General features: G+C 54.6%; 23 protein-coding genes. 17 read left to right on the top strand and 6 right to left on the bottom strand.

Going from position 1 to position 20,407, the window contains the following annotated elements; genetic code table 11:
* The 3 genes from bcsG to AC3DKE_RS04715 all read right to left on the bottom strand — a co-directional run.
* Positions 1-914: cellulose biosynthesis protein BcsG (bcsG, locus tag AC3DKE_RS04725; protein WP_487990151.1), on the bottom strand; the 914-nt coding region annotated here is incomplete at its 3' end.
* 9 nt (positions 915-923) lie between these two features.
* The gene (locus AC3DKE_RS04720) at positions 924-1,301 is read right to left on the bottom strand and encodes a response regulator transcription factor (RefSeq protein WP_411729910.1); all 378 of its coding nucleotides are present in this window, start codon (positions 1,299-1,301) and stop codon (positions 924-926) included.
* A gap of 102 nt (positions 1,302-1,403) precedes the next feature.
* The gene (locus AC3DKE_RS04715; protein ID WP_484216881.1) at positions 1,404-2,369 is read right to left on the bottom strand and encodes a polyprenyl synthetase family protein; all 966 of its coding nucleotides are present in this window, start codon (positions 2,367-2,369) and stop codon (positions 1,404-1,406) included.
* 248 nt (positions 2,370-2,617) lie between these two features.
* On the opposite strand from AC3DKE_RS04715, the gene rplU reads away from it, so the two are divergent.
* The 5 genes from rplU to AC3DKE_RS04690 all read left to right on the top strand — a co-directional run bounded on the left by rplU (position 2,618) and on the right by AC3DKE_RS04690 (position 6,070).
* The gene (rplU, locus tag AC3DKE_RS04710; protein WP_340675116.1) at positions 2,618-2,929 is read left to right on the top strand and encodes a 50S ribosomal protein L21; all 312 of its coding nucleotides are present in this window, start codon (positions 2,618-2,620) and stop codon (positions 2,927-2,929) included.
* Between the two features lie 25 nt (positions 2,930-2,954).
* Positions 2,955-3,215: a 50S ribosomal protein L27 gene (gene rpmA, locus AC3DKE_RS04705; protein WP_340675115.1), complete on the top strand. Its 261-nt coding sequence runs from the start codon at positions 2,955-2,957 to the stop codon at positions 3,213-3,215.
* Between the two features lie 60 nt (positions 3,216-3,275).
* The gene (gene cgtA / locus AC3DKE_RS04700; RefSeq protein WP_340675114.1) at positions 3,276-4,508 is read left to right on the top strand and encodes an Obg family GTPase CgtA; all 1,233 of its coding nucleotides are present in this window, start codon (positions 3,276-3,278) and stop codon (positions 4,506-4,508) included.
* Between the two features lie 72 nt (positions 4,509-4,580).
* Positions 4,581-5,750 carry a glutamate 5-kinase gene (gene proB / locus AC3DKE_RS04695; protein WP_340675113.1) on the top strand — a complete coding sequence of 390 codons (1,170 nt, stop codon included), beginning with the start codon at positions 4,581-4,583 and terminating at the stop codon, positions 5,748-5,750.
* Positions 5,751-5,872: 122 nt separating this feature from the next.
* Entirely contained in the window at positions 5,873-6,070 is a 198-nt protein-coding gene (locus tag AC3DKE_RS04690; RefSeq protein WP_340675112.1) for a DUF3149 domain-containing protein, read from the top strand.
* A 7-nt stretch (positions 6,071-6,077) separates the two neighbouring features.
* Here the strand turns inward: AC3DKE_RS04690 and AC3DKE_RS04685 are convergent, their stop codons facing one another.
* Complete coding sequence (locus AC3DKE_RS04685; RefSeq protein WP_379072399.1) at positions 6,078-6,803, bottom strand: helix-turn-helix domain-containing protein; 726 nt, start codon at positions 6,801-6,803, stop codon at positions 6,078-6,080.
* 91 nt (positions 6,804-6,894) lie between these two features.
* Complete coding sequence (gene rpsT, locus AC3DKE_RS04680; protein WP_340675110.1) at positions 6,895-7,158, bottom strand: 30S ribosomal protein S20; 264 nt, start codon at positions 7,156-7,158, stop codon at positions 6,895-6,897.
* A gap of 179 nt (positions 7,159-7,337) precedes the next feature.
* On the opposite strand from rpsT, the gene murJ reads away from it, so the two are divergent.
* From murJ to thiO, 11 genes are all read left to right on the top strand, one after another.
* Positions 7,338-8,915, top strand: a complete 1,578-nt coding sequence (gene murJ, locus AC3DKE_RS04675; protein ID WP_340675109.1) for a murein biosynthesis integral membrane protein MurJ — start codon at positions 7,338-7,340, stop codon at positions 8,913-8,915.
* Between the two features lie 51 nt (positions 8,916-8,966).
* Positions 8,967-9,926, top strand: coding sequence for a bifunctional riboflavin kinase/FAD synthetase (gene ribF, locus AC3DKE_RS04670; protein WP_340675108.1), 960 nt, complete (start codon positions 8,967-8,969; stop codon positions 9,924-9,926).
* A gap of 9 nt (positions 9,927-9,935) precedes the next feature.
* Positions 9,936-12,758, top strand: coding sequence for an isoleucine--tRNA ligase (gene ileS, locus AC3DKE_RS04665; RefSeq protein ID WP_487990150.1), 2,823 nt, complete (start codon positions 9,936-9,938; stop codon positions 12,756-12,758).
* Positions 12,759-12,786: 28 nt separating this feature from the next.
* Complete coding sequence (gene lspA / locus AC3DKE_RS04660; protein WP_379072444.1) at positions 12,787-13,341, top strand: signal peptidase II; 555 nt, start codon at positions 12,787-12,789, stop codon at positions 13,339-13,341.
* Positions 13,338-13,796: an FKBP-type peptidyl-prolyl cis-trans isomerase gene (locus AC3DKE_RS04655; protein ID WP_340675106.1), complete on the top strand. Its 459-nt coding sequence runs from the start codon at positions 13,338-13,340 to the stop codon at positions 13,794-13,796. Before lspA ends, AC3DKE_RS04655 begins: the two co-directional genes overlap by 4 nt.
* A 19-nt stretch (positions 13,797-13,815) precedes the next feature.
* A complete protein-coding gene (ispH, locus tag AC3DKE_RS04650; RefSeq protein ID WP_340675105.1) occupies positions 13,816-14,766 on the top strand; it encodes a 4-hydroxy-3-methylbut-2-enyl diphosphate reductase in 951 nt (316 codons plus the stop codon).
* 147 nt (positions 14,767-14,913) lie between these two features.
* Positions 14,914-15,426 carry a type IV pilus modification PilV family protein gene (locus AC3DKE_RS04645; RefSeq protein ID WP_411729905.1) on the top strand — a complete coding sequence of 171 codons (513 nt, stop codon included), beginning with the start codon at positions 14,914-14,916 and terminating at the stop codon, positions 15,424-15,426.
* Positions 15,408-16,241, top strand: a complete 834-nt coding sequence (locus AC3DKE_RS04640; protein WP_340675103.1) for a hypothetical protein — start codon at positions 15,408-15,410, stop codon at positions 16,239-16,241. Before AC3DKE_RS04645 ends, AC3DKE_RS04640 begins: the two co-directional genes overlap by 19 nt.
* A complete protein-coding gene (locus AC3DKE_RS04635) occupies positions 16,231-16,698 on the top strand; it encodes a hypothetical protein (protein ID WP_340675102.1) in 468 nt (155 codons plus the stop codon). The genes AC3DKE_RS04640 and AC3DKE_RS04635 overlap by 11 nt, the downstream gene beginning before the upstream one ends.
* Positions 16,695-17,273: a GspH/FimT family protein gene (locus AC3DKE_RS04630; protein WP_340675101.1), complete on the top strand. Its 579-nt coding sequence runs from the start codon at positions 16,695-16,697 to the stop codon at positions 17,271-17,273. The genes AC3DKE_RS04635 and AC3DKE_RS04630 overlap by 4 nt, the downstream gene beginning before the upstream one ends.
* 32 nt (positions 17,274-17,305) lie before the next feature.
* Positions 17,306-18,388 (top strand): glycine oxidase ThiO, encoded by a 1,083-nt coding sequence (gene thiO / locus AC3DKE_RS04625; protein ID WP_411729904.1) that lies wholly within the window; start codon positions 17,306-17,308, stop codon positions 18,386-18,388.
* Here thiO and AC3DKE_RS04620 read toward each other — a convergent pair.
* Complete coding sequence (locus AC3DKE_RS04620) at positions 18,385-18,660, bottom strand: PP0621 family protein (RefSeq protein WP_411729903.1); 276 nt, start codon at positions 18,658-18,660, stop codon at positions 18,385-18,387. The genes thiO and AC3DKE_RS04620 overlap by 4 nt on opposite strands.
* Positions 18,661-18,734: 74 nt before the next feature.
* Here AC3DKE_RS04620 and AC3DKE_RS04615 point away from each other — a divergent pair, with 74 nt between their 5' ends.
* The gene (locus AC3DKE_RS04615; protein ID WP_411729902.1) at positions 18,735-20,390 is read left to right on the top strand and encodes an NAD+ synthase; all 1,656 of its coding nucleotides are present in this window, start codon (positions 18,735-18,737) and stop codon (positions 20,388-20,390) included.
* The last annotated feature ends 17 nt before the right edge of the window (positions 20,391-20,407 follow it).

Raw genomic sequence — 20,407 nt, 5'->3', positions numbered from 1 at the left:
TGCTGGATTTCCTGCAGCATATTGCCGAAAACACCATCGTGATTAAGCAGCATGTGTTTGCGGAAGCCGGCTTGTTCAAACTGATTGAACAAATAGCAGTTGGCTGCCGCTGGCTCATATAAAGACTTGTGCGAGGTTTGGCCGCAGGCCGAGCGCAGCAGGCGAATTGCAGCAGGTCCACTGTATGAGGTGGCGGTATTGAAGCGCTTAAGCAAGATGTCCGTGCGCTGCAGAAGTGGTGCTTGAGCTTGCTCAGTCATCAGCAAGTCATCCCACGCTAATGAGCAAATCTGCACGATTAAAATATCAAACGCTGGTGTCGCCTCTGGGCGCGCAAAGCTTACTTGGCGTTTGGCTTGCTCTGCATAGAAGCGCGTTAGTGCGGCATCAATATCGGCGTCTTTGGGTTCGCCTGCGGCACCTGCAGGGGCGATACTTGCCTGCTCTGCTCTTGCAGCCACTAAGGCCGTATTTTGTGGTGTATGTACTATCGTTTGCTGGTTTTGCCACATGCTATAGAGCGGAATGGCTGGCCAAATAGCGAGCAAGACAAAGGTCGTTAAGCGAAGTTTGCGAGCAAATATATAGGCAAGAAAAAACAGGCCAAGGCCATAAAGCAAGACACTCGGGTTGATGAATCGCCCCAATAGCTCGGTGGCATAGCTAAGGCTAAACTGCTCAAGGTTTTGCTGCTGCGCTAACAGCCGAGAAAATGGCGGAAGGCGGGTGTCGTAATAGAGCAGGGCGATTGCGGCAGGGATGGCAACGAGTAATCGTGTGATGCGCCAGACTTTACGGCGCAATGGCAGTATGACTGCGAAAGCTAGTGCAAGATTAAGTAGGACATTGAAGTCAATATAGTCTGCGTAGAACAGGCCTAATTTTGCGATGAAATAGCCATTCCACAAACCCATGAATCGTCCTCAGCCTAGGCGGCGAAGCAAACGAGTAAGCCGTTGGCTGAGCTCGTTGGGCTGGAAGGGTTTGGCGAGAAAGTCGTCAGCGCCAGCTTCTACTACTCGGTCAATATCGGCCTGAGCTGTTTTACCTGTTAGTACAAGCACAGGGAGCTTTGCTGTGCTTGGGTTAGCACGCAGCGACTTAAGCACTTCAAAGCCGCTTAGGTAGGGCAGTAAAATATCTAAAATGACAATATCGGCAGAGCCGGTTTCAAGCATCTGTTTGCCAGCCTCGCCATCCGGCGCCCACACTAACTCATGACCTAAGCGCTCAACCATCAGGCGAACTAAGCCTGCAATGAGCTCATCATCTTCGATTAGTAATATAGTGCGACGGGACATGCTGAATCCTTGCTATGCGTATTCGACAGAGCGAATCATATCCAACAAGCTTAGCACTTGCACTAGTGCAAGATTCGGTGCGGGCAAGTTACAAAATGTACATTAATGGTTGCGTGCTAATGCCTCACGCGCTAAATCGGCTAACGCATCACGCCAAATAGATTCTTCGAGCGTGCTTAATGCAGCAATCGCAGCATCGGACTCGGCCTTGGCACGTGCCAGGCTGTAGTCGAGTGCGCCGCAATCTTGCACAAGTTGGATGATTTCTTGCAGATGCTCTAAGCCACCGCTGCGAATCGCCTCGCGAACCATATTGGCTTCAGCGGGAGCGGCAATTTTCATGGCCTGAATCAGCGGCAGAGTAGGTTTGCCTTCGGCGAGATCATCACCAACGTTTTTGCCCATGACTTTTGCCGAGCTAGTGTAGTCGAGCACGTCATCGATGATTTGGAAGGCGGCACCTAGGTGGCGGGCGTAAGTAGCCATAGCCTCACGATGTGCAGGGTTCGATAGTGCTGCGGCGCATTCGGCTGCAGCTTCAAACATCTTCGCGGTTTTGCCGTGAATGACTTCGAGGTAGCGCTCTTCGGTGGTGTCAGGATCGTGCTGATTTATTAGCTGTAGCACTTCGCCTTCGGCAATGACGCAGGTGCTATCGCTCATGATGTCGAAAACATCTTGGCTTTTCAGACTGGCGATCATTTGGAAGGCGCGCGCTACGAGATAGTCACCGACCAGCACAGCTGTTGAGTTGCCCCAATGCGCATTGACGGTAGCGCGGCCGCGACGCAGGCCAGACTCATCGACAACGTCATCGTGCAACAAGGTGGCGGTGTGCAGCATTTCAATAACGCCGGCCATTACTACATGGGCACTACCATCACGATAACCGCAGGCGCGCGCAGCAAGTAGCGTCACTAATGGCCGTAAGCGCTTGCCGCCGCTTTGCACAATATAGCGGCCCACTTCGCTGACCAAAGGCACGCGCGATTTCAGTTGCTCATGAATGCAGGCGTCGACGGAGGCAAAATCGTCGCGGACCAAATGTAAGATAGCGTTGAAATCCATGGTGCAATTTTATGTGGGCGCAATAAGGATGCGAATCCTACCAGTCGCGGCGCGGCGCGGCCATAAGCTAAGGATCTAAATTATTATCGCAGCGTTATAAGGGCAACGGTGGCTTGCACTTACGCAGGGTTTTCACTAAGATTGCGCGCCTTGCGAAATTCTCGAATGCGGGTGCTCATTCCCTAGAGCAAAACGGCGGCCTTAACCGGTTCGCGACCTGTTTCGATTGACTGGTGGGAGCCAAGCAAATGTACGCAGTTATTAAAAGCGGTGGTAAACAACACCGTGTGATTGAAGGCGAACGCCTGAAAGTAGAATTACTTAATGTTGAGCCAGGTCAGACCATTACGTTCGATGACGTTCTGATGGTTGTGGATGGCGACAGCATTCAAATCGGTACACCTATCGTTGCCGGTGCTAAAGTTACAGCAGAAGTGCTGGACCACGGTCGCCATGATAAGATCCGTATCGTTAAATTCCGTCGTCGTAAGCATTACCGTCGTCAAGCCGGTCATCGCCAGTACTACACCGAATTGAAAATTACAGGTATCAGCGTTTAATCGCTGATCTGCAGGAGATACAGACATGGCACATAAAAAAGCCGGTGGTTCCACTCGTAACGGTCGCGACTCAGAAGCCAAACGATTAGGCGTTAAAGTCTACGGCGGCCAACAAATCCAAGCAGGCGGCATTATCATCCGTCAGCGCGGCACACAGTTCTGGGCTGGCGAAAACGTCGGCATGGGCCGTGACCATACCTTGTTCGCGAAAGCGCACGGCGTGGTAAAGTTTGTTACTAAAGGCGAATTCAACCGCAAATACGTGGTTGTCGTAGCTAACGCCTAAGGGCGTACGCGTTGCAAGAGCCCCGCCTACGCGGGGCTTTTTTGTTTTCGGAGAGATGTCATGCGGTTCGTCGATGAGGCAGTGATCAAGATAGCGGCAGGTGATGGCGGCAACGGCTGCATGAGCTTCCGTCGTGAGAAGTTCATCCCCTTCGGCGGCCCCGATGGCGGTGATGGCGGCCACGGCGGCTCAGTTTGGGCCGAGGCCGATGTCGGCGTTAACACGCTGGTGGACTATCGTTACACGCGTTCATTTCGTGCCGAGCGCGGTGTAAATGGCCGTGGTGCTAACTGCACCGGCCGTAGCGGTAGCGACATCACGCTGAAAGTGCCGGTGGGCACCACGGTGCTTAACGAAGTTACCGGTGAGGTTTTCGGCGATTTAACCGAGGGCGGTCAGCGTGTTTTGCTGGCTCGTGGTGGTCAGGGCGGCTTAGGCAACATCAACTATAAAAGCTCAACCAACCGCTCACCTCGCAAAACCACCGATGGCGCTGTAGGCGAAATTCATGAGCTGCGTTTAGAGCTTAAAGTCTTAGCTGATGTCGGTTTGTTAGGTCTGCCTAATGCTGGCAAATCAACTTTCATTCGCGCCGTATCTGCAGCCAAGCCAAAAGTCGCTGACTATCCATTCACCACGTTGGTGCCCAACCTTGGTGTGGTCGATGTCGATCGCCATCGCTCCTTTGTTATGGCCGATATTCCTGGTCTTATCGAAGGTGCATCCGATGGTGCGGGCCTTGGCATTCGCTTTCTCAAGCATTTGGCGCGCACGCGCTTCTTGCTGCATATCGTGGACATCGCACCTTACGACGAAACCGATCCTGTGCATGGCGTGAATGTTATTGCCGCTGAGCTAGCTAAGTTTTCACCAACGCTGGCGTCACTGCCACGCTGGTTGATTTTGAATAAAATCGATTTGCTACCTTCAGCTGAAGAAGTCGATGAGCGTTGCAATGACATCGTTGCGCGCTTGAATTGGGATGGCCCCATCTTCCGCACATCAGGCCTAACTCGCGATGGTGCCATGGCGGTATGTTATCGCTTGATGGATGCAATCGAAGAGCAGCGTGCAGCAGAAGATGCTGACCCAGCATTGGCTGAAGCCGAGCAAGAGAAGCGTGAGCGTCTGGTACAGGAAGGCCGTGATCGTATTCGCGAGCTGGAAGTGCGCCGTTCGGCTGAGCGTCGTGCCATTCGCCTAGGCATTGATCCTAGCGAGCTCGATGGCGACGAAGATGATGATTGGGATGAAGACGCGGAAGATGCGCCCGAGATCATTTATCGACCTTGAGGCGATATCGACAAGGCCGCACAATGACGGCAGCATCACTGCCTATTACTAATGACCGCTGGTAAATCGTCCATGTCTCATGCCGACAGCACATCTATAAACGCTGGCTCTACAACCGTAAGTAGCCAGCGTCATCGCCTGCAGCGCGCCAAGCGCTGGGTAGTCAAAATTGGTTCAGCGTTACTGACCGATAATGGCCAAGGCCTAGACCAAGCGGCTATGGCTGCTTGGGTTGAGCAGATGGTGGCCCTAAAGGCCCAAGGCATTGAGCTGATTTTGGTGTCTTCAGGCGCGGTTGCGGAAGGTATGGTGCGCATGGGTTTGCGCGCTCGCCCCGATAGCGTGCCTGAGCTGCAAGCCTGTGCCGCCATCGGCCAAATGGGCTTGGTGCAAGCTTACGAGACGCATTTTCGTCAGCATCAAGTACGCACAGCGCAAGTTCTGCTGACTCACGACGATCTCTCCGATCGCAAACGCTATTTAAACGCCCGCAGCACATTGCGCACCTTAATGAACTGGGGCGTGATTGCGGTCATCAATGAAAATGACACGGTAGCCACCGACGAAATTCGTTTCGGCGATAACGACACTTTGGCAGCGCTGGTGGCTAACCTAGTCGAAGCCGATGCACTCATCATTTTGACCGATCAAGATGGCATGTTTGATCGCGACCCGCGCCATGACCCAACGGCAGTACTTTTGCCTGAAGTGCAGGCAACGGATGCGCGCTTGCTGAAAATGGCTGGCGGCGGTGGTGCACTAGGTCGTGGCGGCATGATCACCAAAGTGCGTGCGGCTCGCCTAGCGGCGCGTTCAGGTTGCGCCACGGTGATTGCCAGTGGTCGCGGTGAAAACATCCTACAGCGCCTCAAGCAGGGTGATGTCTTGGGTACTTTATTGCTGCCTGAGCAAGATCGCTTGGCTGCACGCAAGCAGTGGCTAGCAGGGCATCTACAAGTGGCGGGGCAAGTTCAGCTCGATGCCGGAGCGGTGGCAGCGTTACGCCAAGGCCATCGCAGCTTATTGCCAGTCGGTGTCACGGCAGTGAGCGGTAATTTTCAGCGCGGTGAGGTGATTGCCTGCGTGGATGAGTCGGGCGAGCAAATCGCCCTTGGCTTAGTGAATTATTGCGCTGATGAAGCACGCCGTATTGCCGGCCAAGCATCTGAGCGCATTGAGGCGATTTTGGGCTATGTCGATGCGCCAGAATTAATTCATCGCGACAATATGGTGCTGATCTAAACGGCCTTGTGCCGCGTTACATAGCGGCAACTGGAGTCGCAGTAAAACTTGACGCAGATCAAATCAAGCATTGAGCAATTACGCTCTAATGAATCCATCGAAAACAAGGTGGAGATACGATCATGTGGATGGACTTACTGGGTACTTGGAGTGGCTTTCTGTCGGTTGCAGTGATTTTGATCTGCGCTATTGGCATCCCCGGCGCTGTAGCGATCGCTTTGATGCGCCAAGTGAAAGGCCAGATTGAAATTGCTCATGAGCCTGCTGGAAAAGCGAAAGCTAGGCACTCCGCATGGCATGATCAACGCTACGCAAATTAATCAGTCGTTAGCTTGAGTGGCAGTCTGCCGCCACGCGCTCAGCGAGCTGTTCGGCATGAATGATGCGAATGCTCTTGCCGCTGACTTCAATTAAACCGTCATCTGCGAGCTGAGACAGCGCGCGGCTGACGGTTTCTAGCGCTAAGCCTAAATGGTTGGCAAGATCAGCCCGACCCATCGATAGCCGTAGTTCATTTGTTGCCAAATGCCGCTGCTGTTGGCGCGCCGATAAGCCTAGTAAAAAACTCACCACCCGCACCTCGGCGCTCGCCTGCGCCATCAAATGCATGCGCTGATAATCTTGGCGCAGCTCAGTACTCATGATCTGAAACAAATGCCCCTGCAACTCCGGCAGCTGCTGCGATAGCTGGCTAATGCCGTTCACTGGCAACTCACACAGCGTGGTTTTCTCTAGTGCCGTGGCGGTGCTGGCACAATGGCTTTGGCCCATATTATCGAGACCGATAACTTCCCCTGGCAAATAAAAGCCAGTGATTTGCTCTTCACCTGAAGGCAGCAAAACGCTGGTTTTAAGCGCGCCTGAACGTACGGCATAAAGCGCAGTCATTGAGTCGCCTAAGCGATATACCGTTTCATTTTTGGCAAAAGCGCTGGGCTGAGCGACTAATTGGCTGATGCGATTTAATGCGTGCTCGTCGAAGCTCGGTGGAAAACACAGCTTGTGTAAGCCGCAATCGAGGCAGCGGGTTGCGGCGGGGCGGAAGGCGGTCATGGCCAACTCAGAGTTAGTTAATCTTGAGTGTAATCGTAGACGTAAAAAAGCCGGCGTGATAGCCGGCTTTTTTTCACAGCAAAACGATGACTTAGGCCAGCGCTTTAACCTGTGCATTCAGACGGCTCTTATGACGAGCAGCCTTGTTTTTGTGGATGATGCCTTTGTCGGCCATACGGTCGATGACAGGCACGGCTGCTGTGTAGGCAGCTTGCGCAACGGCTTTGTCGCCGCTAGCAATGGCATTCACAACTTTCTTGATAAATGTACGCACCATGGAGCGCAGGCTCGCATTGTGCAGACGCTGCTTGTCGTTTTGACGTGCGCGTTTTTTGGCTTGTGCAGAGTTGGCCACCAGGCGGCTCCCATAAAATTCAGTCTATTAAAGTGTTCTGAAACGACTCCACACCGAGGTGTTTAAGAGTTCCAAAATCAGGCGCGCAATGATGCCGCCGAGATCGCACGAAGTCAACCCGCATTGCTAGCGAAGCAGGGCATGGCTGCGCTACTATCGCCTGCGATCTTGGAGCTCACATGTCAGCCACCCCCGTCATTCCGCCGAAAAAGCCCGCTGCTAGCGCCCCTAGCCTGTGGCGATCGACCTTTATTGTCAGTGCCATGACGCTATTGTCACGCATCGCGGGTTTAGTGCGCGACATGGTATTTATGAATTTGTTTGGCGCTAGCCGGCTCATGGACGCATTTTTAGTGGCGTTCAAGATCCCTAATTTCTTACGCCGCTTATTTGCCGAGGGTGCATTTTCGCAGGCCTTTGTGCCAGTGCTCACCGAAGTGCGCAGCCAGCGCGGCGATGACGCGGTGCGCGTGCTGATCAGTCATGTTGCGGGCTCACTGACGCTGGTCATCGGCGCAATCAGCGTGTTTGCCATTGTATTTTCTCCGGCCATTATCTTTCTGTTTGCGCCCGGCTTTCGCGGTGATGAGCTGAAGTTCGATCTCGCCGCCGACATGCTGCGCGTGACTTTCCCCTATTTACTGCTGATTTCGCTGACCGCTTTTGCTGGCGGCATTCTCAATACCTATGGCCGTTTTGGCGTATCGAGCTTCACGCCGGTGCTGCTCAACGTCACCATGATTGGCTGCGCGGTCTGGCTTGCGCCGTTGTTATCGACGCCGATTATGGCGTTGGCGTGGGGCGTATTAATTGCTGGCGTGGTGCAACTGGGCTTCCAATTTTGGCCGCTGCATCGCATTAATCTGATGCCGCGGTTTAAGCCGAATTTTAAAGACCCCGAGGTTAAACGCATTCTGACGCTGATGGTGCCGGCCATGTTCGGCGTTTCGGTCAGTCAAATAAACCTACTGCTCGATACTGTGCTGGCGTCATTTTTGGTCAGCGGTTCGGTGTCTTGGCTCTACACCGCTGAGCGTTTAACTGAGCTGCCATTGGGCTTAATTGGCATTGCCGTGGCCACGGTGATTTTGCCGACACTATCGACCAAGCATGCAGAAAAGTCCGATGTCGAATTTCGCGCCACCATCGATTGGGCCTTAAAAGTCATCGTTTTGGTTGGCCTGCCGGCATCATTGGCGATGGGCTTTTTGGCTCAGCCCTTGCTGGCGACCTTGTTTCATCACGGTGCATTCGACGCAGAAGACGTGGTGAAGTCGGCGATGGCATTGCAGGCGCTGTCGGGCGGCATCTTGGCGTTTATGCTGATTAAAGTTTTTGCGCCGGCGTTTTACGCGCGCCAAGACATGAAGACGCCCGTGCGCATCGGCATCATCGCGATGGTCGCGAATATGGTGTTTAACCTGATGCTGGTGTGGCATTTAGACCATGTTGGCCTGTCTTTGGCGAGCACCTTGGCGGCTTTCGTCAATGCTGGTTTGCTTTATCGTGGCCTGCATCGCTCTGGCATTTATCGTCTTGATGCGCGTTGGGTACCGCTGCTTCTGCGCTTTGCCATGGCCAATGCGGCGATGTTCGCAGTGCTGTGGTTCATCACGCCGAGTAACGATTGGTGGCTAGCGGGCCACGGTTGGGCGCGCGTGGGTTGGGTGCTACTGATCTGCGCTGCTGGTGCGGCGACTTATGGCGCAGCATTATTGGCGGTTGGCTTTAGACCACGCGAGCTGCGGCATCCCTGATGCGCTTTCGGTATACTCACGCGCTGAATCAGCTAAGGCTATAAGTTCGTCATGCATCTGATACGCGGCATACACAATTTGCGACCAAGCTTAGGGCCGCACGCGCTCACCATTGGTAATTTCGATGGCGTGCACGCTGGCCATCAAGCCATGCTCGCGCAGCTGCGTGAAGCCGCCGATAGGCTCGGTGTGCCTGCTATGGTGATGTGCTTTGAGCCGCAGCCGCAGGAGTTCTTCTCTGGTGAGCAAGCTCCTGGCCGATTAATGACGTGGCGCGATAAAGTCGAGACCTTGGCTGAGTATGGTGTCGATCGCGTATTGCTCGTGCGCTTCGATGAGCGCTTTCGCGCCTACACGGCGTCGGGCTTTATCGACGATTTGCTCGTGGCCAAGCTACAGACCAAATATATTTTAGCTGGCGATGATTTCCGCTTTGGTTGCGACCGCAGCGGCGACTACAGCCAATTGCAACGCGCGGGAGTCGAGCACGACTTTGCCGTCGATGAACTCGCTACTTTTGAGTCTGACGGCGATCGTGTCAGCAGTACACGCCTTCGCGCTGCCGTCGCTGCTGCCGACTTTGCCTTAGCGCGGGCACTTAGCGGGCGTGACTTTTTTGTCGCGGGCCATGTTGTTCATGGCGATAAAATCGGCCGTACATTAGGTCTACCCACCGCCAATATTTTGATGAAACGGCAAGTGCTGCCTTTGCGTGGTGTTTTTGCGGTCTGGGTCGATGGCATTGGCGACACGCCATTGCCGGCTGTGGCTAATGTTGGCACGCGACCAACGGTGCAGGGCATTCAAGCGCGTTGTGAAGTGCATTTATTGGATTATCGCGGCGATCTTTATGGTCGTCGCCTGCGTGTGCGTTTCGCGCATAAATTGCGTGATGAGCAGCGCTTTGCCTCATTAGAGGCGTTGAAATCGGCTATCGAGGCAGATGTTATTGCCGGCCACCACTATTTTTCTGCTGAAGGCGCTACTGCCCTAAAGCACGCTGGGAATTGATTGCAGGCTATGGACTATAAAACCACGCTGAACCTACCCGAAACTGATTTTGCCATGAAGGCCAGTCTTGCCACGCGCGAGCCAGCACGAGTGGCGGCGTGGCAGTCTGAGTCGCTTTACCAACGCATTCGCCAAGCGCGCGCGGGTGCGCCGAAATACATCCTGCATGATGGTCCGCCGTACGCCAACGGCGATATTCACATCGGTCATGCGGTGAATAAAATTCTTAAAGATATGATTGTGAAGGCGAAGGGCCTGAGCGGTTTTGACGCGCCCTATGTGCCTGGCTGGGACTGTCACGGCCTGCCCATCGAGCTCAATGTTGAGAAGAAATTTGGTAAGCCCGGCGTCAAGCTTAGTGCTGCTGAGTTTCGTGAAAAATGCCGTGAATATGCGGCCACGCAAGTTGCTCGCCAGTCGGTCGATTTTCAGCGCCTAGGTGTGCTTGGCGACTGGGATAAGCCTTACTTAACGATGAACTTTGGCCAAGAGGCCGACATTATTCGCGTGCTCGGCAAAATCGCTGGCAATGGCCATTTGCATAAAGGCATGAAGCCGGTGCATTGGTGTATGGATTGCGCCTCGGCTTTGGCTGAGGCCGAAGTTGAGTATCAAGATAAGACCTCGGCGGCGATTGATGTTGGTTTTGCCGCTGTCGATATGGCTGATTTTGCCAAGCGCACGGGACTGACTCTGGTCTCGGCGGAAGTGGTGATTTGGACCACAACGCCATGGACATTGCCCGCCAACCAAGCCGTGTCGCTGCACCCTGAACTGAGCTACGCCGTTGTGCGTGCGACAGTGGCGGGGCAAGTGCGACATTTGGTGCTGGCCGAGACGCTAGCGGCTGATGCCTGTGCGCGTTATGAAGCGACCGATGTTGAAGTGCTGGCGACGGTGAGCGGTCAGGTACTGGAAGGCTTGCAGCTGCAGCATCCGCTGTATGAGCGCGTGGTGCCGGTCATTGTTGGCGAGCATGTCACTGCCGACGCCGGTACGGGCGCTGTGCACACAGCGCCGGGTCATGGCCAAGATGACTTTGTCATTGGCAAGGTTTATGGCTTAACGGTGGATAATCCCGTCGATGGCAACGGCGTGTTTTTGCCGAATACGCCGCGCTTTGCTGGCCTGCACGTGAACAAGGCCAATGAGCCAATTTGCGATGCGCTGCGCGAGCCTCGCGCCGATGGTAGCTCGGCGTTATTGAGCTTTGTCAAAATCCAGCACAGCTATCCGCACTGCTGGCGTCATAAAACGCCGATTATTTTCCGCGCCACGCCGCAGTGGTTTATCAGCATGACGCAAAATAATCTGCGCGATGACGCCATGGCAACCATCAAGCAAGTCGAGTGGCTGCCAGAATGGGGTCAGGCGCGCATCGAAGGTATGGTTTCGGGCCGGCCCGATTGGTGTATTTCGCGCCAACGTACTTGGGGTGTGCCGATCACTTTATTCGTGCACAAAGAAACTGGCGAGCTGCACCCGCGCACAGCTGAGCTAATTGAGACAGTTGCGCTACGAGTTGAGGCTAAGGGCATTGAGGCGTGGTTTGCCTTGGAGTCCGCCGAGCTTTTGGGTGATGACGCCGTGCATTACGACAAAGTCACCGACACGCTCGATGTTTGGTTCGATTCCGGCGTGACTCACAGCTGCGTACTCAATCGCGTCGATGATTTGCGCTATCCCGCCGACCTGTATTTGGAAGGCTCGGACCAGCATCGCGGCTGGTTTCAGTCATCGCTGCTGACCGCCGTTGCCGCCAATGGCTCAGCGCCATTTAAGACGGTGCTTACTCATGGTTTTACCGTCGATGGCCAAGGCCGAAAAATGTCGAAATCGGTGGGCAATGTCGTCGCACCACAAAAAATCATGCAGACCTTAGGCGCCGATATTATTCGCCTCTGGGTGTCAGCGACGGATTATCGCGGCGAGATGACCGTGAGCGATGAAATCCTCTCGCGCATGTCCGATAGCTATCGCCGCATCCGAAATACGCTGCGCTTTTTGCTCTCCAACCTCAATGGTTTCGACCCTGTGCGTGATGCTGTCGCCGCCGATGACATGCTCGCGCTTGATCGTTGGGTAGTCGATGCCGCAGCGAGCTTACAGGATGACGTCATCGCGGCTTATGACGACTTTCAGTTCCACCAGATCTATCACAAGCTGCACAACTTCTGCGTCAATGAGCTGGGGGGGTTCTACCTCGACATCATTAAAGATCGCCAATACACCACGCAAGAGCAGTCATTGGCGCGCCGCTCAACGCAAACTGCGCTCTGGCATATTGCCGAAGCCTTTGTGCGTTGGGCAGCACCAATTCTGAGCTTTACTGCCGAAGAAATTTGGGAAGCATTACCCAGTGAGCGCGAAGGCTCGGTATTTTTGAGCGAATGGTATACGGGCCTCGCACGTTTGCCCGGCACTGAGCCGATGCTGACGCAGGCTTATTGGCAGCAAGTTTTGGCAATGAAATCAGCGGTGAATAAACACATCGAAGCCGCACGTAATCGCAAAGAGATCGGCTCAGGTTTATCTGCCGATGTTGCCTTGTTCGCCAACGATGAGTTACTGCCGGTGCTCACTGCTTTGGGCGATGAGCTGCGTTTTGTGCTGATCACTTCTAGCGCCACGGTGCTGCCGTTGTCGGAAGATAGTGGTGAGGCCAGTGAGCTTGATGGCTTGCGAGTGTTGGTGACGCCGTCTGCTGGTATCAAGTGTGTGCGTTGCTGGCATTACCGCGATGATATTGGCACTGACGCTGCGCATCCGGAGATTTGTGCGCGCTGCGTTAGCAATGTCTGTGGTCAGGGCGAGGAGCGTGGCTATGCTTAAATCGGGGCTTAAAACTGGGCTTAATAAAATGCCTTCTGCAAACGCTGTCGGCATGCGCGCGATTCTCGACCGTCCACTGAATTGGCTCTGGCTGGCGGTGTTAATTTATGTCGCCGATTTCTACACCAAGGCTTGGGCGTCGACGAGCCTGCACTATGGCCAGTCCATCGAGCTACTGCCATTTTTGAATTGGACGCTGGCACATAACTCAGGTGCGGCCTTTAGCTTTCTGCATGATGCCGGTGGCTGGCAGCGCTGGTTTTTTGTCGGCATCGCGGTGGTGGTGAGCATTGCGCTTATCATCTGGATGGCGCGTCTGCCGCGCGGTTCGCGTTGGCTGCCATTGTCATTGGCACTGCTTTTGGGCGGCGCTATCGGCAATCTGCATGACCGCATCGTGCAAGGCTATGTCGTCGACTTTATACATTTCCATTGGGCCGGTATGAGCTTTCCCGCCTTCAATATTGCCGATTGTGGCATCACTGTGGGCGCTATTATGTTGATCATCGATAGCGTATTTTTAGAGTCGCGCCGCGAGCGTCTGGCAAAATCTGAAGCAACGTCTCAGGAGCCGAAAACATGAGCAAAATTGGCCCAGGTACGCGCGTCAGCATGCATTTCACGGTGTCATTAAGCTCGGGTGAAGTGCTCGACAGCACGCATGATCGTAGCGATCCGCCAACGTTTGAATTTGGCGATGGCAATTTGCTGCCCGGCTTCGAGAAGGCCATCGAAGGCATGCAAGCAGGCGAGCAAGGCCGCTTTAGTATTTCGGCTGAGGATGGTTTTGGTATCTGGCAGGAAGACAATGTGCAGCATTTTCCGCGTCATCAGTTCGGTGAGCAGCTGCTGGAGCCGGGCATGGTTATGCAGTTTGCCGATGCCAGCGGTGCCGAGTTGCCGGGCGTAATTAAAGCCTTGCCAGACAATGCCGTTGAAGTTGATTTCAACCACCCATTGGCGGGTCGTGAGCTGGTATTTGAAGTTGATGTGCTGCGCGTCACCGATGCCGATGCACGGCCAGTGACGCTGAATTAACACCCTTAGGAGCGCTGTCATGGACATAAAACTTGCTAATCCGCGTGGTTTTTGCGCCGGAGTTGATCGCGCTATTGAGATTGTTAATCGTGCTTTAGAAGTGTTTGGCCGACCAATTTATGTGCGTCATGAAGTCGTGCATAACAAATTTGTCGTCGATGACCTGCGCGATCGCGGTGCGGTCTTTGTCGATGAGCTTGAGCAAGTGCCTGATGATGCCATCGTGATTTTTTCCGCCCATGGCGTGTCGAAAAAAGTCCAACAAGAGGCTAGCTCGCGCGGCTTAAAAGTCTTTGACGCTACCTGTCCTTTGGTGACTAAAGTGCATATGGAAGTAGCGCGATATGCGCGTACCGGCACCGAGGCGATTTTGATCGGCCATGCTGGGCATCCTGAGGTCGAGGGCACCATGGGCCAGTACGACAAGCGTAATGGCGGCGATATTTATCTGGTCGAAGATGAGGCCGATGTCGCTAAGTTGCAGGTGAAAAATCCGGAAAACTTGGCTTTTGTCACACAAACCACGCTATCGGTGGATGACACTGCGCGCGTCATCGATGCCCTGCGCCAGCACTTTCCGCATATTCAAGGCCCACGCAAAGATGATATTTGCTATGCCACACAAAACCGCCAAGACGCGGTAAAAACTTTGGCCGAACAATGCCAAGTGGTATTGGTAGTGGGCTCGCCCAACTCCTCGAACTCAAACCGCCTGCGCGAGCTGGCTGAGCGTATCGGTGCGCGGGCTTATCTGGTTGATAACGCCGAGCAAATCGATAAGTCATGGCTCGATGGCGTTGCCGCCGTGGGTGTGACCGCTGGGGCCTCGGCGCCTGAAGTGCTGATTCGCCAAGTCATTGATCGCTTAGGTGAATGGGGCGGTGCAGTGCCGGTCGAGCTTGATGGTCGCCCAGAAAATGTCGTGTTCTCGATGCCAAAAGAACTGCGCATTCCCGTCAAAGCCGTGTGATTTTTTTCGCAGGCGCCCTAGTAAACGCTTAAATCTTTGCCACCCTTATGAGGTAGGTGCTGCGCAGCTTAAATAGCGTGCGGCATCGCCCACACAAGGCCTTTGCACGCCTATTGATTGGCTCGCAGAGAACGCATGGAGGTGGCTATGACGCATGCCCGTGCTCAGCGCTCACAAGTATTGCTCGTGTGGCAGCAGCGCGGCCTAGGCCTGCCCGAGACCCTGATCGCTTTCACACTAATGATGGTCGCGCTGACCGGGCTTTTGTCTGCGCATCAGCAGGCCAAGCTGCTTCAGCGCGATGCCAGCCAGCGCTTACAGGCAGTTATGGCGTTGCGTGAACTATCGCTACGTTGGCAGCTGAACTCACCTGCGGCAGCTAGTTATCGTGCTGGCATAGCTCAAGGTTTGAGTAACGCCGGCAATGACTTTCGCTGCACGCAAGACAGCTGTTCAATGTCTGCTCGCGCACAGGCCGATATTGCTTGGGTGGCTAGCGCGCTTAAGGACCTAACACGGGCGCAATGGCAAATTCAGCCTTGCCGAGAATGGCTAGCGGATTGCCTATGGCTGGGCTGGGGTAGTGCTGCCAGTAGTTGCAACGGCACGCGTATGCCTTTGCGCTTTGAGCGCTGCCTGCAATGGTTGCTGCCGCCATGAGCTGCTTAGCTCTAGGCTCCAGCGGAGTGGCTACTGCCGCACGCCTGAGGCCTTCTCAGCGCGGCATTGCTATTGCCGAATGGGCCATGGCCGCAGTGCTTGGCGCATTGGTTTTGGCAGCGGCCATGGCATGGCTGCAAAGCAGCGTGGTATTGGCGATGTCGCAGCGTGTGCCGGCGCAATTGCAGGAGTCGAGCTATTGGCTAACTCAGCGTCTCGATCAGCTCATCACAAATGCCGGCGCCGGCGGTGTGCATCCATTTGGCTTGGATGATCCAGCATTAGCGGCGTGGTGGCCAAAGGCTTTGCCGGGTACTGGGCGCGTCGCGAGCGACCAATTGCTTCTGCAACGACTTATCGAAAGTGACAAAAATGATTTCGACTGCGAAGGCCGGCGTACCGCGGTGGGCGCACGCCAAATTAGTCGGCTATTTCTGCGTAAAGAAAGTGTCTCGCCACTCTGGGCTTTAGCCTGTGATAGCGGCTATTGCGATGATTCTGGCTGCCATGCCTTGGGTGATGCCGGCATTGTCTTGATGTCTGGTGTGAATGCGATTTCGTGGCGGGCATTAGCTGCGACAGAAGGCGATAGTGCAGCGCGCTGGATCGATATCGAGAGTTGGCGAACGCAGCAACAAACATCAGCAATTGCCGGACTTCGCGTGGCTTTGTGGACAACTAGCGAAGACCAACTGTCACGAGCGCGGCGCTGGCAGGCACCTGAGAACTGGTTAGCGCCAACTATCGCGCCTGTTGCCGAGCGGCGAGTTCAGCACACGCTAGAGATGACGTGGGAGCTAAGCCATGCGCCCTAAACAGCAAGGCCAAGTGCTGTGGCTGATTGTCATCGTGCTAGGTAGCTTGGCGCAGCTAGCGATTATTACTATTCAGCAGGCAGCGGCGAGTGGTTTTTCGGTGCGGCGAATCGAAAGCTATTGGCAGCGAGAAATCTTGGTCGAGCACATTGCGGGCAAGCTTCAGAGTTTATCGCTGCAGCGATTATCAGCACCTGATCAGCAGGCGCTTTGGCATCCTTTGGGGCCGCTATTGCGCACCGCTTGCGCCAGTGAGCCACGTCAGTCATTGACGCAAACGCCTTGCTTGCCAACGACGACTGTGCGCTGGGCCTGGCAGCTTGAGCGCGATGAAGCATCGGTGCGCAGCTGGCCCGGCGTGCTGACTCAGAACTATCGCTTGCGCGTACAAGCAACGAGTCGGAATGGCCAGAGTAGTCGTTGGCTGTTTGATTACGAGCAAAGGAGCTTGCCATGAAAATAATCATTCGGCAGTCATCACAAGGAGCATTATTGTGCGAATGGCTTATCGCCATGGCACTGACAGGGATTATGCTAAGCGCGAGTTTTGCTTGGGCGGGTTCGTGGCAGCGCCAGCAGCAGGCAAGGCATTGGACAGCAAACTGGGTCATTGCCATGGAGCAACTACGCCAGCTTGCTCAGCAAGATCGCCAGAACTGGGTGGTTTGTGCCAGTGCCGATGGTTCGCGTTGCCAAGCGGTGTGGCAGGCAAAGTGGCTGGTATTTCGCGATGATAATGCCGATGGCATACGTCAGCGTAGCGAGCACGTGCAAAGCCTATCGCCAGATATTCCGAAGGCATGGCGTATGATCTGGCGTAGTTTTCGTAATCAAGATTGGCTGACCTGGAGTGCTCAGGGCGATGCTGTGCTGTCGAATGGTACGCTGACGGTATGCCCGCCAGTGATTGATGAGGCGGCACTACGACAAGTCATTGTCAGTAAGTCGGGGCGTATGCGTATACGCCGGCCCAGCCAAGATTCGCCAGCCGTACTGCAAGCTGCCCGTGATGTTTGTGGTTGGCTAAGCTGAGGCGGTTTTACTTAGATTTTATTGGGGTTCTTATGCGAGTAGTGATTGTCGGCGCAGGTATCAATGGCCTGTTAACGGCACGCGAGTTAGCCAAGGCCGGCGTTGAAGTCATGCTTTGCGATCAAGGTGAGCTTGCGCAGCAGGCATCTTGGGCTGGCGGCGGCATCGTTTCGCCGCTATATCCGTGGCGCTATTCACCTGCCGTTACGGCGCTCTCACAATGGGCGCAAGCTGCGTATCCGCTCCTGCGTGATGAGCTGATGGCTGATGTCAGCATCGATATTGAGTTGCTGACATCGGGCTTATTATTTGTGAATACCGACGATGCTCGAGATGCGCGTGTTTGGGCGCAGGCGAATGCGACAACCTGCGAAGTACTTGATGCCGACTCTTTGCGTGAGCGTTGGCCAGGCTTGGCGCATGACGCGGAGCAGGGCGTATTTTTCCCTGATATTGCCCAAGTGAGAAACCCGCGATTACTGAAAGCATTGATAGCCGATCTACAGCGCTACCCACAGGTGCAGTTACGCTCGAAAACAGCCATTAGCTCAGTTAGTGGTGCTCAAGCTAGTCACTCGGCATCAGTCATGTTTACATCTGGCGAGCTAGTCGAGGCCGATGCTGTGATTGTTTGCGCCGGCGCTTGGAGCGCAAAATTACTGCCGCGAGCAGCCGTGCCAGTGCGCCCGGTGCGCGGCCAAATGCTGCAGTACGAAACCGCTCCAGGCACCATTACAAGCATGATTTTGCGCGATGGCCATTACCTAATTCCGCGTGCAGATGGCTTGGTGCTATGCGGCTCGACCTTGGAAGAAGCGGGGTTTGATAATCGCACCACGGCAGAGGCACGCGAGTTGCTTGAAAAAGCGGCGGCTTCGCTATGGCCGGGCCTGACCGAGCAGCCGCCGGTGCGGCATTGGGCTGGCCTCAGGCCAGGCTCGCCCAATGGCATCCCGTTTATTGGTGCCGTGCCCGAGCAAGCTGGAGTCTGGGTTAATGCCGGTCAGTACCGCAACGGCTTGGTGCTAGCGCCGGCATCTGCGGCGCTAATTAGCGACTTAGTGCTAGGACGCACGCCACGCTTAGCTGCCGCGCCTTACGCCCCAATGACTTAATGGTCTTTAGCGTTGTTTTCTAGCCATGCATCGCGATGTGCTTCGGAGCAAAAATAGTGGCCACTTGAGCGTGTGCTTTCACCCTCGGGCAGATGTATTTGGCACTGAGCGCAGCGCTGCATAGGCAGGCTTTGCTGTTGCCGATCTGAGCCTGAGTTAGATTGCTCAGAAGAGCCGTCAGCGGGTTTGTCCAACGCCAAAAAGCGCCGAATATAGCGATAAGCTAACCAGCCTAGAGCCAATAAAATTATGAGACGAATAATGCCCAACATGCGAGTTTCCTTCTGCCAATGCGCGTACTCGACTATCCTAGGCAACTTCGTGCCAACTGCCTACTGAAATTGCCATGTCTCTACAATCGCCACACACACCTATTCGCTTCGCTCTAGCCCAGCTCGACTTTTTGGTCGGCGATATTCCGGGCAATACCGCTTTGATGATGGCGCAAGCTGTACATGCTCGCGATGAGCTCAAAGCCGATGCCATTATTTTTCCGGAGCTCAGCCTTACCGGTTATCCACCAGAGGATTTATTGCTGCGGCCTAGCCTTGAGCGCCGCGTACAGGCAGCTGTTGAGCAGCTGAAGACGATACAGGGCATTACGCTAGTGTTTGGCTTACCTGAGCAGCGCGAAAACGGTCTGCATAATGCCGCTTGGGTCATACGCGATGGCCAGTGCCTAGCGCGTTACGCTAAACATCAGCTGCCTAATCACGAAGTCTTCGATGAGCTGCGCTACTTCGTCGCTGGCACTGGAGCCACAGTATTTGAGCTTCATGGTCTGCGTATTGGCTTGACGATTTGTGAGGATATTTGGCATTCCGGTCCCGCTCGCGCTGCCAAGGAAGCTGGTGCTGAATTGCTGATTAATATCAACGCTTCGCCATTTCATGTCGGCAAAGCGGCTGAGCGCTTGGGTGTTGTTGGTGAGCGCGCGTGCGAGCTAGATCTGCCGATACTTTATTGCAATGTGGTTGGTGGCCAAGATGAACTAGTCTTCGATGGCGGCTCGTTTGCGCTACAGGCATCGGGCGAAGTGGCCATGCAAGCACCGCTGTTTAGCGCCGGCTTACATGTGGTGGATGTTGATGTGGCAACACGTCATATCAGCTCGAGTACACAAGCTAGGCTGCCTGATCGCCACGAATCGATTTACCAAGCGCTGGTTTTGGCATTACGTGATTACGTCACTAAAAGTGGCTTCAAAGGTGTACTACTCGGCCTCTCGGGCGGTATTGATTCTGCGCTGACTCTGGCCATTGCGTGTGACGCACTAGGCGCCTCGCGTGTGCGTGCGGTGATGATGCCGTATCACTACACCGCCGACATCAGCCGCAATGACGCCGCCGAGCAAGCCACGCGCTTAGGTGTGCATTACAGCAGCTTGCCCATCGTCGCTATGGTTGAGGCCTTTACCAACACGCTAAGCGAAACCTTTGCCGGCCTTGGTGCCGATAAAACCGAGGAAAATTTACAAGCACGTTCGCGCGGCGTATTGCTCATGGCGATCTCTAATAAGCTTGGCTATCTGGTTTTGCCAACGGGTAATAAGTCTGAAATGTCAGTGGGTTATGCCACGCTTTATGGCGATATGGCTGGCGGCTTTGCGGTCTTAAAAGATGTGCCAAAAGTCGAGGTTTTCGAGCTATGTCGTTGGCGTAATGCGCAGGCGCGCGCCGCTGGCGAGGCCGATATTGTGCCGCAGCGCGTTATTGATCGACCGCCGTCAGCCGAGCTTGCGCCCGATCAAAAAGATGAAGATTCGCTGCCGCCATATCCTGTGCTTGATGAGATTTTGCGCCGCTATATTGAGTGTGATGAAAGTGCGCACGACATCATCGCGGCCGGCTTTGATGCTGAGCAAGTTAATCATGTGCTGCGCCTAGTCGACATCAGTGAGCACAAACGGCGGCAGTCAGCTGTTGGCCCGCGCATTAGTCGTCGTGGCTTTGGCAAAGATCGGCGCTATCCCATCGTTAATGGTTGGAAAATCGGCGACTAAAATTTGCCCTCGCCCTA

Source organism: Paraperlucidibaca sp. (assembly GCF_982810325.1).
This window is presented reverse-complemented; position numbering and strand designations above follow the sequence as displayed.

What these genes read in the sequence shown, in the direction of transcription:
- AC3DKE_RS04720 (WP_411729910.1), bottom strand. Translation starts at nt 1,301, where the DNA reads ATGTCCCGTCGCACTATATTACTAATCGAAGATGATGAGCTCATTGCA.
- AC3DKE_RS04715 (WP_484216881.1), bottom strand. Translation starts at nt 2,369, where the DNA reads ATGGATTTCAACGCTATCTTACATTTGGTCCGCGACGATTTTGCCTCC.
- rplU (WP_340675116.1), top strand. Translation starts at nt 2,618, where the DNA reads ATGTACGCAGTTATTAAAAGCGGTGGTAAACAACACCGTGTGATTGAA.
- rpmA (WP_340675115.1), top strand. Translation starts at nt 2,955, where the DNA reads ATGGCACATAAAAAAGCCGGTGGTTCCACTCGTAACGGTCGCGACTCA.
- cgtA (WP_340675114.1), top strand. Translation starts at nt 3,276, where the DNA reads ATGCGGTTCGTCGATGAGGCAGTGATCAAGATAGCGGCAGGTGATGGC.
- proB (WP_340675113.1), top strand. Translation starts at nt 4,581, where the DNA reads ATGTCTCATGCCGACAGCACATCTATAAACGCTGGCTCTACAACCGTA.
- AC3DKE_RS04690 (WP_340675112.1), top strand. Translation starts at nt 5,873, where the DNA reads ATGTGGATGGACTTACTGGGTACTTGGAGTGGCTTTCTGTCGGTTGCA.
- AC3DKE_RS04685 (WP_379072399.1), bottom strand. Translation starts at nt 6,803, where the DNA reads ATGACCGCCTTCCGCCCCGCCGCAACCCGCTGCCTCGATTGCGGCTTA.
- murJ (WP_340675109.1), top strand. Translation starts at nt 7,338, where the DNA reads ATGTCAGCCACCCCCGTCATTCCGCCGAAAAAGCCCGCTGCTAGCGCC.
- ribF (WP_340675108.1), top strand. Translation starts at nt 8,967, where the DNA reads ATGCATCTGATACGCGGCATACACAATTTGCGACCAAGCTTAGGGCCG.
- ileS (WP_487990150.1), top strand. Translation starts at nt 9,936, where the DNA reads ATGGACTATAAAACCACGCTGAACCTACCCGAAACTGATTTTGCCATG.
- lspA (WP_379072444.1), top strand. Translation starts at nt 12,787, where the DNA reads ATGCCTTCTGCAAACGCTGTCGGCATGCGCGCGATTCTCGACCGTCCA.
- AC3DKE_RS04655 (WP_340675106.1), top strand. Translation starts at nt 13,338, where the DNA reads ATGAGCAAAATTGGCCCAGGTACGCGCGTCAGCATGCATTTCACGGTG.
- ispH (WP_340675105.1), top strand. Translation starts at nt 13,816, where the DNA reads ATGGACATAAAACTTGCTAATCCGCGTGGTTTTTGCGCCGGAGTTGAT.
- AC3DKE_RS04645 (WP_411729905.1), top strand. Translation starts at nt 14,914, where the DNA reads ATGACGCATGCCCGTGCTCAGCGCTCACAAGTATTGCTCGTGTGGCAG.
- AC3DKE_RS04640 (WP_340675103.1), top strand. Translation starts at nt 15,408, where the DNA reads ATGGTTGCTGCCGCCATGAGCTGCTTAGCTCTAGGCTCCAGCGGAGTG.
- AC3DKE_RS04635 (WP_340675102.1), top strand. Translation starts at nt 16,231, where the DNA reads ATGCGCCCTAAACAGCAAGGCCAAGTGCTGTGGCTGATTGTCATCGTG.
- AC3DKE_RS04630 (WP_340675101.1), top strand. Translation starts at nt 16,695, where the DNA reads ATGAAAATAATCATTCGGCAGTCATCACAAGGAGCATTATTGTGCGAA.
- thiO (WP_411729904.1), top strand. Translation starts at nt 17,306, where the DNA reads ATGCGAGTAGTGATTGTCGGCGCAGGTATCAATGGCCTGTTAACGGCA.
- AC3DKE_RS04620 (WP_411729903.1), bottom strand. Translation starts at nt 18,660, where the DNA reads ATGTTGGGCATTATTCGTCTCATAATTTTATTGGCTCTAGGCTGGTTA.
- AC3DKE_RS04615 (WP_411729902.1), top strand. Translation starts at nt 18,735, where the DNA reads ATGTCTCTACAATCGCCACACACACCTATTCGCTTCGCTCTAGCCCAG.